Origin of the sequence: Paenibacillus sp. MZ04-78.2 (assembly GCF_024213375.1) — a bacterium.
Taxonomy (GTDB): Bacteria; Bacillota; Bacilli; order Paenibacillales; family NBRC-103111; genus Paenibacillus_G.
On record NZ_JANAVJ010000006.1, the window covers coordinates 173,448 to 187,344 of the forward strand.

The 13,897-nt window shown below is 56.0% G+C and carries 14 protein-coding genes; 11 read left to right on the forward strand and 3 right to left on the reverse strand.

Features of this window, described 5'->3' with window-relative positions; genetic code table 11:
- The first annotated feature begins 167 nt into the window (after nt 1–167).
- A complete protein-coding gene (gene cls, locus NLX71_RS07475; RefSeq protein ID WP_254362871.1) occupies nt 168–1,598 on the forward strand; it encodes a cardiolipin synthase in 1,431 nt (476 codons plus the stop codon).
- Between the two features lie 28 nt (nt 1,599–1,626).
- Here the strand turns inward: cls and ligD are convergent, their stop codons facing one another.
- The gene (ligD, locus tag NLX71_RS07480) at nt 1,627–2,532 is read right to left on the reverse strand and encodes a non-homologous end-joining DNA ligase (protein ID WP_254362873.1); all 906 of its coding nucleotides are present in this window, start codon (nt 2,530–2,532) and stop codon (nt 1,627–1,629) included.
- Nucleotides 2,533–2,696: 164 nt separating this feature from the next.
- Here ligD and NLX71_RS07485 point away from each other — a divergent pair, with 164 nt between their 5' ends.
- Nucleotides 2,697–3,380 (forward strand): response regulator transcription factor, encoded by a 684-nt coding sequence (locus NLX71_RS07485; RefSeq protein WP_254362875.1) that lies wholly within the window; start codon nt 2,697–2,699, stop codon nt 3,378–3,380.
- Nucleotides 3,380–4,837: a sensor histidine kinase gene (locus NLX71_RS07490; protein WP_254362914.1), complete on the forward strand. Its 1,458-nt coding sequence runs from the start codon at nt 3,380–3,382 to the stop codon at nt 4,835–4,837. The genes NLX71_RS07485 and NLX71_RS07490 overlap by 1 nt, the downstream gene beginning before the upstream one ends.
- A 16-nt stretch (nt 4,838–4,853) precedes the next feature.
- Here NLX71_RS07490 and NLX71_RS07495 read toward each other — a convergent pair whose 3' ends face one another.
- The gene (locus NLX71_RS07495) at nt 4,854–5,795 is read right to left on the reverse strand and encodes an ATP-dependent DNA ligase (protein WP_254362876.1); all 942 of its coding nucleotides are present in this window, start codon (nt 5,793–5,795) and stop codon (nt 4,854–4,856) included.
- A gap of 387 nt (nt 5,796–6,182) precedes the next feature.
- Here NLX71_RS07495 and NLX71_RS07500 point away from each other — a divergent pair, with 387 nt between their 5' ends.
- Entirely contained in the window at nt 6,183–7,718 is a 1,536-nt protein-coding gene (locus NLX71_RS07500) for an ABC-F family ATP-binding cassette domain-containing protein (protein ID WP_254362878.1), read from the forward strand.
- A 43-nt stretch (nt 7,719–7,761) separates the two neighbouring features.
- Here the strand turns inward: NLX71_RS07500 and ku are convergent, their stop codons facing one another.
- Nucleotides 7,762–8,622, reverse strand: a complete 861-nt coding sequence (gene ku, locus NLX71_RS07505; protein ID WP_254362880.1) for a non-homologous end joining protein Ku — start codon at nt 8,620–8,622, stop codon at nt 7,762–7,764.
- Nucleotides 8,623–8,816: 194 nt separating this feature from the next.
- Here ku and NLX71_RS07510 point away from each other — a divergent pair, with 194 nt between their 5' ends.
- The 7 genes from NLX71_RS07510 to tsaD all read left to right on the forward strand — a co-directional run bounded on the left by NLX71_RS07510 (nt 8,817) and on the right by tsaD (nt 13,533).
- Nucleotides 8,817–9,026 carry a hypothetical protein gene (locus tag NLX71_RS07510; RefSeq protein WP_254362882.1) on the forward strand — a complete coding sequence of 70 codons (210 nt, stop codon included), beginning with the start codon at nt 8,817–8,819 and terminating at the stop codon, nt 9,024–9,026.
- Nucleotides 9,023–9,205 carry an H-type small acid-soluble spore protein gene (locus NLX71_RS07515; RefSeq protein ID WP_254362884.1) on the forward strand — a complete coding sequence of 61 codons (183 nt, stop codon included), beginning with the start codon at nt 9,023–9,025 and terminating at the stop codon, nt 9,203–9,205. The genes NLX71_RS07510 and NLX71_RS07515 overlap by 4 nt, the downstream gene beginning before the upstream one ends.
- A gap of 297 nt (nt 9,206–9,502) precedes the next feature.
- Nucleotides 9,503–10,540, forward strand: a complete 1,038-nt coding sequence (gene thiL, locus NLX71_RS07520) for a thiamine-phosphate kinase (protein ID WP_254362886.1) — start codon at nt 9,503–9,505, stop codon at nt 10,538–10,540.
- A gap of 15 nt (nt 10,541–10,555) precedes the next feature.
- The gene (gene tsaE / locus NLX71_RS07525) at nt 10,556–11,032 is read left to right on the forward strand and encodes a tRNA (adenosine(37)-N6)-threonylcarbamoyltransferase complex ATPase subunit type 1 TsaE (RefSeq protein WP_254362888.1); all 477 of its coding nucleotides are present in this window, start codon (nt 10,556–10,558) and stop codon (nt 11,030–11,032) included.
- A complete protein-coding gene (tsaB, locus tag NLX71_RS07530; protein ID WP_254362890.1) occupies nt 11,029–11,892 on the forward strand; it encodes a tRNA (adenosine(37)-N6)-threonylcarbamoyltransferase complex dimerization subunit type 1 TsaB in 864 nt (287 codons plus the stop codon). The genes tsaE and tsaB overlap by 4 nt, the downstream gene beginning before the upstream one ends.
- Nucleotides 11,893–11,908: 16 nt before the next feature.
- The gene (gene rimI / locus NLX71_RS07535; RefSeq protein WP_254362892.1) at nt 11,909–12,412 is read left to right on the forward strand and encodes a ribosomal protein S18-alanine N-acetyltransferase; all 504 of its coding nucleotides are present in this window, start codon (nt 11,909–11,911) and stop codon (nt 12,410–12,412) included.
- Between the two features lie 47 nt (nt 12,413–12,459).
- Nucleotides 12,460–13,533: a tRNA (adenosine(37)-N6)-threonylcarbamoyltransferase complex transferase subunit TsaD gene (gene tsaD, locus NLX71_RS07540; RefSeq protein WP_375377895.1), complete on the forward strand. Its 1,074-nt coding sequence runs from the start codon at nt 12,460–12,462 to the stop codon at nt 13,531–13,533.
- The last annotated feature ends 364 nt before the right edge of the window (nt 13,534–13,897 follow it).

The following is a 13,897-nucleotide window of genomic DNA, read 5'->3' on the forward strand; positions in this document are numbered from 1 at the left end:
CTTATCCAAGCATTGCCGGAGCGTGTCTTGTATATTTTCCACCATTTGCGAAATTTTATGACAAACCGTTGGGTTTTTGTGCCATGATGGGGAATAGGCGGGCAGACGGAAGTAAAAGCTAGAACCGATTGGCAAGCGCCTGCTGTTTCAAAAGGAGGAATGACGACGTGCTGTGGCTCGTCATCGCACTGACCTTATTCATCATTCAGATTCTCACGATTCTGGTCGGGGAGTTTCGCCGCCCGGCCAAGGCGATGGCGTGGCTTTTTGTCTTGTTTCTCATTCCGGTCATCGGCTTTGTGATGTATTATTTTTTGGCCAAAGAATACACGCAGCGGAAAAAAGTGAAGCGCAACGGGCTGCGGCTCGTCAACGATATCCGGCATCTCGGCAAAAAGCAGCATTCGGCGGATTTTCAGCCCGAAGAGGACCGGCTGCGCGGCTGGCGGCACGAGCCCAGGCTGTTCTCGCTGCTCAATAACATTCCCGGGGCCCTCATTACGATGCATAATGAGGTGCGAGTGCTGACCGATGCCGCCGCGGCGTATCCGGCAATGCTGGCTGCCATGGAGCAGGCGAAGGGGCATATTCATTTTGAGTTCTATACTATTCGTAACGACGGCATCGGCCGGCAGTTCCATGAGCTGCTGATCCGCAAGGCGCAGGAAGGCGTGAAGGTACGCTGCATCTTCGACGGCATCGGCAGCTACCAGCTCGATAGTCGGTTCGTGCAAGAGCTGAAGCAGGCCGGGTGCGAGGTGTACTTCTTTTTGCCGGCGGTGATTGCATTTTTCGACAAGCGGATGAATTACCGGAATCATCGCAAAATCGTCATCATTGACGGCGTTCGCGGCTTTCTCGGGGGAATCAACATCGGAGACGAATACCTGGGGGCGAATCCCAAGCTGGGCTACTGGCGGGATACGCATTTGGAGCTGGAAGGCGACGCGGTGTATTCGCTGCAGTATACGTTTCTGACCGACTGGATGTTTGTGAGCGGAAAGCGGCTGGCGGATTCGGAGTTTTTTCCCGAGCACGATTGCGCGGGCCGCAAGCCCGTGCAGATCATTTCAAGCGGTCCGGATGCGCATTGGGATGCCGTTCAAGAGATGTTTTTCGCATCCATCACGGCGGCCAAACGAAGAATTTACATTACTACCCCTTACTTCATTCCCGATCCGAGTATCACTATGGGACTGAAGACGGCGGCGATCAGCGGAGTAGACGTCCGGATCATTTTCCCGCAAAAAGCGGATTCGCGCATTGTGAACTATGCTTCCCTGTCGTATCTGGAGGAGCTGATGCAGGCCGGAGTCCGCTTCTATGCTTATCAAAAAGGGTTTATCCACGCGAAGGTCCTCCTGATCGATAATCTGCTTGCTTCGGTCGGTTCCGCAAATATGGATATGCGCAGCTTTTACAATAATTTCGAGCTGAACGCCGTCTTGTTCGACAAAGAGACGATTCACCGGCTGGAGACCGATTTTATTCTCGATTTGAAGGAAAGCCGCGAGGTCAAGCTGGGGGTATTCGAGAAGCGCTCCCGCTGGCAGAAGGGCAAGGAAGTCATTGCGCGGCTCCTGTCGCCGCTTTTCTGAACGATATACTTCCGCTAAACCGCAACGGTTAATGAATAAAGGACAGCACGTGATCCAACTGCTGCGGGGGGACTTGAGCGATCAGGTCTCCTTTTTGCTGCAGGCGCTGCATGATGTTCAGGAGGTGAAAGTCCCGGGGATCGGGGCGGAGCGCCACTTCGTCCCAAGTCAGCGGAGTCGACACCGAGGCGTCCTTGCGGGCCCGCGGCGTATAGGGAGCGGACAGCGTTTTGCCGTACCAGTGCTGGAGATAATCGATGTAAATCAAGGTGCCGCGATCTTTTTTGAGCCGCTCGACGGTGAACAGCTTCGGGTATTTTTGCACCGCGAACGTAGCGACGAACTGTCCGATCCGCCGGAGCTGCTCGAACGTATAGCCGCGCTCCCGGGCAATCGGGACGTAGATTTGCACGCCCGTGGCGCCGGACGTTTTCGGTACGGACTGGATGTTCATGCCGTCCAGAATGTCGCCGATCATATGGGCCGCCTCCATAATGCGCGGCTCGGGGTCAACGCTTGGGTCGATATCGATCACCCATTCGACGGGTAGCGTCTCGCCGATCCGGTGAAACGAGGGATGGAACTCCAGACAGGCCAAATTCCCCAGCCACAGCAGCGTCGGCAAGGAATCCAGATGAACGTAGCGGATCGATTCCAGCATCGCCGTCTTGACGAAATCCGGTGTCGGCTCAGGGGCGTTTTTCTGGTAAAACGACTTGTCGTTCCAGCCATGGGGAAACCGGATGGTCGTCAGATAGCGATCGCGGCAATACGTCAGCAGGTAGGGGGACAGCTCGGCGAGCTTTTGCAAATAGATCGCTTTCGTAATCTTTTTCTCCGGCCACAGCGGCTTATCCGGATTCGTCACCGTCAGCTCCCGGCCTTCGACGATCAGCGTGCCTTTCGTTTTCGGATAGTTGGCGGGTGCGGACATCGGCAATTCCTCCTGTTCCTGAAAGAAGTATATTCGTTAGTATATACTCGCACTCCCCTTTTCATAAGGCTACCGGGCAAGGACAAGCTGAAAGTTCGCTGAATGCGCCGGAGCGGTCCGTCCACGGGCCGGGATTGGTGTACAATAAAAAGAGAGGTGACACCATGCAGCCAATCAAAGGCGTAAAAATATTAATCGTCGACGACGAACCGAATATCGTCCAGTTTTTGGAGCTGGGCTTGCAAAACGAAGGCTTTGAGGTTTTTACCGCGCCGGACGGATTTACGGCCGTCACGTTAGCCAAGCAAGCCCGGCCGCACATCGTCATTCTGGACGTCATGATGCCCGGCATGGACGGGTTTGAAGTGTGCCGGATGCTGAAGAAAACCGAGCATGTCGCTATTATCATGCTGACGGCCAAGGAAGAAGTGGAAGACCGGGTCAAGGGGCTGACGCTGGGGGCCGACGACTATATGGTCAAGCCGTTCAGCTTCGAGGAGCTGCTGGCCCGGATTTATGCGCGGCTGCGCAACCAGTTTCCCCATCTGTTCGCGGAGGTAGCGTACGGGCCGTTTCGCATCGACGACCGCCGCAAAGAAATCCGCTACGAAGACAGGGTGCTGGAGCTTTCGCCGACGGAATACGAGCTGCTGTCTTTTCTGGTCGTCAATCACGGTCTGGTCCTGAGCAAAACGGTCATTTTGGACAAGGTCTGGGGATACGATTTCCGCGGGGAGGACAATATCGTCGAAGTGTACATCCGTTCGCTCCGCGATAAATTGAACGACAAGGAGCACCGGATCATTCGGACCCTGCGGGGGTCGGGCTACCGGGTAGATTTCGGATGATGCGGGGATGGCACCGGATTCGCCGTGTTTTCGCACCCCGCTCGCTTCGTCTTCAGCTTCTGTCACGTTCCCTGTTTATTTTGGCGGGCCTGCTGCTGTTGATCGGCGTGCTGCAATATGTGTTCATGGAGCAATTTTTAATTAAAAACAAGGTTGCCAGCATCCAAAGCCAATTTTTTTCCGTTTCGCTGGACATATGGGTCAACACGAATTTTGACAATGGCCGGGCAAAAGGTCCTTTTCTGCCCGAAGCTTCGCTGGCGTTCGTCGGCCCGGGCGACAGCTTCCGGATCATTTCAACAAATCCCCGTACCGGTTCCGTGCCGCGGCTTACCACCGAAGACTACAGGGAAGCTTTGGGACGGGAGCAAAGGCCGCCGCATTATCGGATCGTCAAGGACGACAAGGGGATGGAGCAGTTGGTCGTTCTCCAGCGGATCGCTCCGCGCGGGCGTCTTGCACAGATCAGCACGAGCATGGAGCCGATTCGGAATGTGCTGGTCAGCCAGCTTTGGACCTTTCTGGGGTTGGCCGCCGTGGCTCTGGGAATGGGGGTTGCGGCATTTCTTCCCGTTCTGCGCAGAACCCTCGTGCCGCTTTCCAACATGATCGAAACCGTCGAGCAGATCGATGCGGGGAAGCTGGACGAGCGACTGCCGGCGCATCAAGGCCAGCTGGAGATCGACCGGCTCTCCCGGTCGTTCAACCGGATGCTGGAGCGGCTGGAAGACTCGTTCGAAACGGAGAAAGAGGCGAAGGAGCAGATGCGGCGCTTTATCGCCGACGCTTCCCATGAGCTGCGCACGCCGCTGACGTCGATCCACGGATTTCTGGAGGTGCTGCTGCGCGGAGCCGCTCAAAAGCCGGACCAGCTGGACAAAGCGCTCCGAAGCATGTACGGCGAGTCGGAACGGTTGAACAAGCTCGTCCGGGACCTGCTGCTTTTGGCCCGCTTGGATCGTCATCCAACCGCGGATTTGAAGAACGAGTCGCTGAGCGGTATCGTCGATGAAATGGAGCCGCAGCTCCGGCTGCTGGCAGGCAGAAGGAACGTGCAGTTCTCCGTTCAGCCTGACGTGTCCGCCTGCATCGACAAGGACAAAATCAAGCAAGTGCTGCTCAACTTGTTCCACAACGCCGTGCAGCATACCGATCCTGACGGCGGAACCATCCGCGTTTCACTGGAACAAACGGAGGAGGAGGCCCTGCTGACGGTTCAGGATAATGGAAGCGGCATCCCGGAGGAGCATGTATCGCGCTTGTTTGAACGATTTTACCGGATCGACTCATCGCGCGCCCGCATTCACGGAGGGGCCGGACTGGGACTGTCGATTACGAAATCGATCGTTGAGCTTCACGGCGGCACGATTGGAGTGAATAGCCGGGTCGGCGAAGGCTCCAGCTTTGTCATTCGCGTTCCGATGAATGGAACCGGTGGCCAGCGAGCGGACGAGTAAATCGTCCGCTTGCATTTTATGATTTAGGGAATTTACACTCGCTGGGAGCCGTCTCGACAAACGCCTGAATACTGGGGTGTCTCATCGTATGCCCCGGGGTCCACTCCATAAACTGCACCTTAACTACAATTCGCGGATCGATCCAGACCGCGTCTTTGCTCCGTTCGGGCTCGTTCGCGAACGGCTTCGCTTTCGTCCTCATGGACGATACGCGTGCCGTCAGCTCCCGCCACTCCTTCTGTGTCACCTTCCCGGTGCCTGCGTGCCCGATGTAGTAGAGGTTGCCTTGCCCATCGTACAACCCAAGCAGCAGCGAATTGACGATATTGTCCCGGTACGTGACACCTCCTACAACGGCCAGCAGATCGTAAAATATTTTTCGCTTCTGCCACCGTTTATCCTTGCCGCCGATCGTATACGTGCTGTTCATATTTTTGCATACGACACCCTCCATCTGATGCTTAATCATCACTTGCAGCAGCTCGTCGGGATCGGCGAAGTTTTGCACCGTTTGCACATCCGGCTGCGGGATGACAATCTCCTGCAGAATACGCTGCCGCTCCGCAAGAGGCTTATCCGTGACCCATTGCCCGCCGCAAAACAAAACGTCAAAGATCATGTACGTGACCGGGGTCTGCATGACGGCGAGCTCAATGTTTTGCTGCTTTCTTAGACTGTCCCGCTTCATAATCTCGTGAAACGACGGCTTCTGATGGTCGAAGGCGATGAATTCGCCGTCAAATATGAACGAAGAGGCGGAGCAGTAGCGCGAAGGAGACAGAAATTCGGGATACTGCAAGGACCGATTATTCAATCTTCGATTGACGAGCCGGACCTTGGAGCCGTCGCAGTAGGACAGCATGCGCACGCCGTCCCATTTGATCTGCGCGATCCATTCGCCGCCTTGTGGAAATGAGTCGGTGCTGATCGGTTCGAAGGGAACGACCGGGTTCAACATGAGAGAGCCCCCCTGGAATTCGTGTTTATTAACAGTTATTCCCTCTTACCGCTTGACATAACAGGCGGCAGCTCGGTATAGTTGAAGGCGCAACATAACTAACTTTGGGATAACGAGGTGGAAAGGAAATGTTTTTCTTATCAACTGTTCTGAAACGGAATTTGGCTTAAACGGGAGAAGTCTGCCCATTTTTCACCCTAAGCCAACCGAAGAACAGTAGATAAAGAACTCGATTCCTTTCGTTCAAATGATACAATTTGCAACGGGTCAGGGCGTGTTCGCCTTGCCCGTTTTTTGTTTTCATACAGCCTAGACTAATTGAATAGAGCTTTGTCCGGCTGTTTCTCCGGTTGGCTTCGAACCTGAAGCGAAAAGGAGAGAGCTTTCATGAGTATGTTAAACGTTGAACAACTTACCCATACGTATGGGGATAAAAAAATATTCCAAAATATCCAATTCCGGCTGCTGCGGGGAGAGCATGCGGGACTCGTCGGCAGCAACGGGGCCGGCAAGTCAACCTTGCTGCGCGTCTTGGCCGGACAGCTGCTTCCCGATTCAGGCAAGATCGAATGGCTTCCGCAAGCGCGGCTCGGTTATTTGGAGCAGCATGCCGCTCTGCAGGCGGGAATGACGATTATGGACTATTTGCGGGGTGCTTTCGCACATCTGTATGAGCTGGAACGAACCCTGCATCGGGTCGCGAAGCAAATGGCCGCGGCGGACGCCGACCTCGAACCGCTGTTAATCCGGTACGGCGAGCTGCAAAGCCGGCTGGAGCATGCCGATTTTTACGGGATCGATTCCAGGATTGAAGAGGTAGCTGCCGGATTAGGCATTCTTGAGCTCGGCAAAGACCGGGAGGTCGATAAGCTGAGCGGGGGGCAGCGCACGAAGCTGCTGCTGGGCAAGCTTCTGCTGGAGGTGCCGCACGTATTATTGCTCGACGAGCCGACCAACTATTTGGACGACGTGCATATCGAATGGCTGACCAGCTATTTAAAACGTTACGAGCAGGCGTATCTTCTCGTCTCGCATGACGAAGCCTTTCTGAATGAAATTACAACGACGATCTTTCATTTGGAGCATCAGACCATCAAGCGTTACGCTGGGAACTATGCCGCATTCGTCAAACATTACGAATTAAGCCGGTTGCAGTGGCAGGGTGCCTACGAGCGCCAACAGAAGGAAATCGACCGGCTGGAGAGCTATATCCAAAAAAACCGGATTCGGAAAGCCAAGCAAGCGAAAAGCCGGGAAAAAGCACTGGACAGAATGGAGCGGATCGAGAAACCGACGTCGGGGCCGCGGCCTCGCTACAGCTTTCACGTTCATGTGGAACCTGTGACCCGGATCATGGAAGCGAAGCAGCTGCAATTCGGCTATGCGGAGCCGCTATCCGTTCCTGTAAACCTGCAAATGAAACGCGGGGAAAAAGTGGCGGTTGTCGGGTATAACGGCATCGGGAAATCGACCATGCTCAAAACAATGCTGGGCCTGCTGCCGCCGTTACGCGGCACGGTACAGCTTGGCGAACGTGTCACACCGGCTTATTTCGCCCAGGAACAATTGCCTTCGGACGAAACGGCGCTGGAGCGGCTTTGGTCGCTGCGGCCGGATAAGACGCAGAAGGAAATCCGGCAGACGCTTGGCATGGCTGGCCTGACCGAAAAGCATATTCGGCTGCCTCTTAGCTCGCTTAGCGGCGGGGAGCAAGCGAAGGTCCGCCTGTGCGAGCTTATGCTGACGGACAGCAATCTTCTCGTGCTGGACGAACCTACGAACCATTTGGACGTCAGGGCGAAGGAAGCGTTCAAGGAAGCGCTGAAGGAGTACAAAGGGACCATTCTGCTCGTTTCCCACGAGCCGGAGTTTTACGAAGATTGGATTACTCAGGTTTGGCGTTTGCAGGACTGGAGCAAGTAAGCACGGAGAGGAATCTCTCCCGGCACAAAGAAACGATCGGCGCTTAGCCGATCGTTTCTTTCGTTTTTGCTTTGCCTTTTCTTGGTTTCGCGGCTTTGGCTTTCTCGGCCGTCCCCGGCGTCGGTTCGGTTACTACCGGTTTCACCGCTTCGAGGCTGGCCTGCAGCGCGGCCATCAGATCGATGACGTTCGCTTTATGCGGCTCCGGCGCGACGCGGACCTGCTGGCCGGAAACCTTCGCCTCGATCGCTTGAAGCACGGACGCACGGTAATCGTCCTTATATTTTTCCGGCTCGAACTTCGTCGCCAGCTGACCGATCAGCAACTTCGCCATTTCGAGCTCCTTCTCGTTGACGTTGCTCTGCTCCGGGAGGTTCGGCACATGGTCCACCGAGCGGATTTCATCCGGATAAAAAATCGTCTCCATCGCAATGCACCGGTCGATAATACGGATGGCGGCCAAGCTGCTTTTGGACCGGATGGACACTTTGGCAATGCCGATTTTGCCCGTTTGCCGCATCGCTTCGAGCAGCAGATTATAGGCCCCGGCGCCGGTTTCGTTCGGAGCGAGGTAATACGTTTTTTGAAAATAAACCGGGTCGATGTCCGACAGGTCGACGAAATCGAGAATCTTGATTTCTTTGGTGATCTCCCCGGTCATATTCTCCAGCTCGTCCTTCTCGAACAGCACGAACGAGCCCGGCTCGTATTCGTAGCCTCGGACGATTTCACCCCATTCCACTTCGCGCTCGCAGTGCTGGCATTTGCGGACAAAATTCAGCGGCGTATTGCAATCCTTGTGAATCATGCGCATCGAGATGTCTTTGTCTTCCGTCGCCGAGAACATTTTGACAGGCACGTGCACCAAGCCGAAGCTGATGGCGCCTTTCCAAACCGTATGCATGGCTGAACCTCCCGAGGGGCCTGAGCTGGCCGTCTGCTTTCTATACAGTATACGCAAAATGGAAGCGTCCCATTACACCACGAGCGAATGTCGGCGCAAGAAATTGGGACATGCTACAGAAGAAGGCTGCATGGATCGCCAAATAGCATCGTCATGCCGGCCAGAAACATTCGATCAGAGGAGGAAAAGAAAGCATGAGCGAAGCAAACACGTCCGGGGGCAAGTTTACGGATGATGCGGCCCATGAAGGGCGGGACTCCAATTTTATGGACATCGACCGGATGATCAACGAAGGTCTTGGTGGCGGGCAGGTGACGATCCATAACGGACTGATCGAGGAATCGACGACCGATACGATGGATCATCCCGAATCGGTTATCAGTGGGGAGGACAACGGACCATGAAAGTATACCGCGCTCAAGAAATTATGAAATGTGAAGAAAAAGTTAGCGTGGAATTGAACGGCGTGTCCGTATGGATCGACAGCGTGGACCCCGAGCAGGAGACGGCCAAAGTGCATGTCGAAGACCGCCCTGCCGACGCCCGCGTCGTTCCGGTCGGAGAGCTTCAGGAAATCCAATAACTCCCGCGAGGATCGTGTTTGAGCAAAAGCTTTCCGAAAGCATGCAGGCCGAGAGAGGGCCCATGGCTGGGGGAAGCTTTTTTTGCTGCGGTAAAGCGGCTTAGGGGCTCATGCAGTCGGGCAAGCGGATAGTCAGTGATAGGGAATCGGTGTTATGATATACCTAAGAGATCCGGGGGAGATGGAGCGTTTCGAACGGCACTGGGCAGCTTCGACGATAGGCAGAACGGCATGTTTGTCTAGATACAAAGGAACGGCTATAATAATTGTCAATACGAGAGCGGAGGCGGATAGATTGTGAGCTCGGTCGACGAATTTACGCTGATCGACCTGCTGAACGGCGGGAAGCAAACGATCGCTTTTCAACGAGCCGGCGGCGTGGAAACAGGGATCGGCGACGATGCGGCCGTCGTTCGCGCCTCTTCGGATAGCCGGTGGGTTCTCACTTGCGATACGATGACGGAAGACATTCATTTCAAGCGGGTGACGATGCGCGATGCGGATGTCGGGTACAAAGCGATGGCTTCCGCCGTCAGCGATATCGCTGCGATGGGAGGGACTCCGCGGTATGCCCTCGTGGCGCTCAGCATGCCGAAGTCGACGCCAGTGGAGCGTGTACGCGCAATGTACGACGGACTCTACGAATGCGCGAACCGCTACCGGGTCGTTGTCGCAGGCGGAGATACGACCTCGTGTATCGGGGGCGTTACGCTGACCGTAACGGTGATCGGAGAGACGGAACCGGACAAAGCGCTGCTCCGTTCGGCAGCCAAACTGGGAGATGTCGTATTTATTACCGGTTTTACCGGCGATTCGGCGGCCGGACTGGAATGGCTTCTAGGGAAAAACAAGCCGTCGGAGGAATGGGACGCCGACCCGGAGCTGAAGCGGTATCCCGGACTGATCCGGGCGCACTGCCGTCCGGAGCCGCAGATCGAGGCGGGCGAGCTGCTGCGGCGGTCCGGCTTCTGCCATGCGCTCAACGACGTCAGCGACGGGATCGCCAGCGAAGCGGGGGAGATTGCCGTGGCGTCGAATATCGGAATCGACCTGATCGAAGACCGGATTCCTGTGTCTGGCGAGCTGCTGGACTATGCCTCAAGGCAGGGGAAGGCCCCGCTCGATTACATGCTGTACGGCGGCGAAGATTATCAATTAATCGGAACGGCGCCCGCCGAGCACGCCGTCGAGCTGCAGATGCAGTTTAAGGAAGCAGGGCTGCCGTTCTATCTGATCGGATATGTCCACGGGAAGCATTCCGGCGTACGGCTTGTGCGAAGCGACGGCAGTTCAGTACCGCTCGCCAGGCGCGGCTATAATCATTTTACCGGATGAAGGGACGATCCTGACATGGCCACTTATGCATTTCAAGCCCGTCAAGTAGCCGATACTTCCGTATTGGCGGAACGCTTGGCCTCGTTGTTTATCCCGGGAACCGTCATTACGCTCGACGGCGACCTGGGGGCGGGCAAGACGACATTCTCACAAGCGGTAGCCAAGGCGATAGGCGTCAAGGACATCGTGAACAGTCCTACGTTTACGATCATCAAAGAATATGAGGGTTCCGCGTTCCCTTTTTATCATATGGACGTGTACCGGTTGTCTTTGGAAGAGGCGGATGACTTGGGGCTGGACGAATACTTTTACGGAAACGGCATTACGCTTGTCGAATGGGCTTCGCTGATCGAAGAGATTTTGCCTCCGCACCGGTTGGAGATTCGGATTGAGACCGACGGAGAAAACGGGCGAAGCTTCACGCTCAAGCCGTCAGGCGATCCTTATGAAGCGTGGTGTGCGAAGCTACAACAGAACGGATGGTTAACATGATTCAGAATACGGCATCAGATTCGAATTTATATGGCGACGGCAAGCTTATGCTGTCCGTCGATACGTCAACCGTGTCGATGACGACCGCGTTGACCCGGGGACGGGAAGTCTTGGGGGAAATTACTTCAAAAGCCGAGCGAAACCATTCGCTTTACCTCGTGCCGAACTTGCAGCGGCTCATGGCGGAGTGTGGCGTCCGGCCGGACGAGCTGTCGGCGTTTGCCGTCGGCATCGGGCCCGGTTCGTATACCGGCGTGCGGATCGGCGTGACGGTAGCCAAAACCTTTGCCTGGACGCGGAGGCTGGCTTTGCTCGGCGTCTCTACGCTCGAAGCGTTGGCGCTCGGCGGAGCCGGCTCCGCCTCGGAATACGGCGCGCTTCAAGACGGGGAAATCGTGCGGGGCGGAGCGCTTCAGGCGATGGATTCGCTGCTTGACGCGGCGCGCGCGACGGGGCAACCGACATGGGTCGTCCCGCTAATCGACGCCCGCAGGGGACAAGCGTTTACGGCGCTGTACGCCGTTTCGCCCGAGGACTGGAAGTGCCGGGTGCCGGACGGGATTCGTCTGACTGCCTCTTGGACGGACGAGCTCCTCTCCTTGGCTGCATCGGCGGAATCCGGACCGGGCCGCGTCATATTTACGGGCGAGCTGGAGCTGCATCGGGAAGCGATCCGTTCGTTTGCTTCCCGTTGGGACGGACCGGTAACGGAAGCACCGCATGAGCTGCGGGCCCGCCATATCGCCGAGCTTGGCCTGATGCGGTGGAAGCGGGGGGAGACGGAGGATGTTCACGGGTTGGTTCCGAACTATACGCAATTGGCGGAAGCGGAAGCCAAACTTCTCGCCAAGAAATCTTAGGGGAGGCCTGTCCGATATGGAATCTAAACGCGAAGCGCAACCTGTCTATGACGGAGCTATGCATTTTCGCCCGATGCACACGGACGACATCCCCGCGATCTGCGAGATCGAGCAGGAATCGTTTCCGACGCCTTGGACAGCCGGGGCGTTTTACAACGAGCTGACGAGCAATAATTTTGCCAAATATCTCGTTTTGGAATACGAAGGCGAAATTGCCGGCTACGGCGGCATGTGGCTGATCATGGAGGAGGCGCACGTCACCAATATCGCAATTCGCGAAAAATACCGCGGGCGAAAGCTCGGGGAACGGCTGCTTGCGGAGATGCAGCAGACGGCTGTTTTTTACGGGACGCTCCGCATGACGCTGGAGGTGCGTCCGTCCAATTTAATTGCCCAACGCTTGTATGAGAAGCTGGGATTTCGTTCCGTGGGTATTCGACGGGGCTATTATACCGACAATAAAGAAGATGCGATTATTATGTGGGCGGACCTGCCCAAAGCGGAACGGCTCTCCAATTAAAAGAAAACGGCTGCCTGCGAGCGGTTCGAGAACAGACGAGAGGTTTAATGACTATGGATGAACAATCGAACGAAGCGGTGTCCGTTCGCCCGGATCGGGACGACGGACCTGTTTATATATTGGCTGTGGAAACAAGCTGCGACGAGACGTCCGTAGCGATTGTACGCGACGGCAAAGACATCTTGGTGAACGTCGTGTCCAGCCAGATCGAGACGCACCAGCGATTCGGCGGCGTCGTGCCCGAGGTCGCCTCGCGCAAGCATGTGGAATCCATCACGTGGATTATCGAAGAGGCGTTGGACAAGGCGAACGTGAAGCCGAGCGAACTGGCCGCTGTTGCCGTGACGCAAGGGCCTGGATTGGTCGGCTCCTTGCTGGTCGGTATGGTGGCGGCTAAGGCGCTGGCCTGCGCCCTTGAACTGCCGCTGATCGGCGTGCATCATATCGCCGGGCATATTTATGCCAATCAGCTCGTGAATGAGTTGGAATACCCGTTTGTGGCGCTGGTCGTGTCCGGAGGACACACCGAGCTTGTCTTTGTGGAAGCCGAGGGGCGCTTTCGCATTATCGGGCAGACCCGGGACGACGCGGTGGGCGAAGCTTACGACAAAGTCGCGCGGGCGCTCAAGCTGCCTTATCCCGGCGGTCCGCATATCGACCGGCTGGCGCACGAGGCCCGGGAAGCGGTCACGCTTCCCCGTGCCTGGCTGGAGCCGAATTCCTACGACTTCAGCTTCAGCGGGCTGAAGTCGGCCGTGCTGGCGGCCCTGAATCAGGCCGCCATGAAAGGCCAGCCGCTGGCCCCGGAGGCCGTGGCGAAAGGCTTCCAGGACTCGGTTATCGACGTCCTGGTCGAGAAGGCTCTCCGCGCCGTGCGCGCTTACGGCGCGAAGCAGCTTATCCTTGCCGGCGGGGTCGCCGCCAACAAGGGTCTGCGCGCCGAGCTCGAGGCTCGCTGCGCGGAAGCGGGCGTGCCGCTGCTGGCGCCGCCGCTCAGCCTGTGCACGGACAACGCGGCGATGATCGCCGCCGCGGCTTTTTTGAAATACCGCCGCGGGCAATTCGCGCCGTTCGACATGAAAGCCGAGCCGCTGCTGAAGCTCGAAGCGTGGTCAGTTTGAATTGGTTCTTTACAAAGCCGCTGCCGCCGTTGACCCGGATGGCCGCGGCTTTGTTATGGCGTAGAATCATATTTATTCTAGTGGAAAAAATAAAATATAAAAAAAGGGTTGCTTTCTGTTTTCAGATTTGATATATTACTCCTTGTCGCTTCTGCGGCAGGCTTTAAAAACTTGAGACTTTCGAATCTTGAAAAAAAATAAAGCTTGCAATGATAGAACAGACGTGATATATTAAAGAGGTCGCTTCTGAGAGGTTGAATTAACCGATCGGAATGCTAGGGAATGAATTGCCCTTTGAAAACTGAACATTGAGTGAGTGTCATAAAGAGAATGAAAATTCTCGTCAGTAGTAAATTTTGAGCTT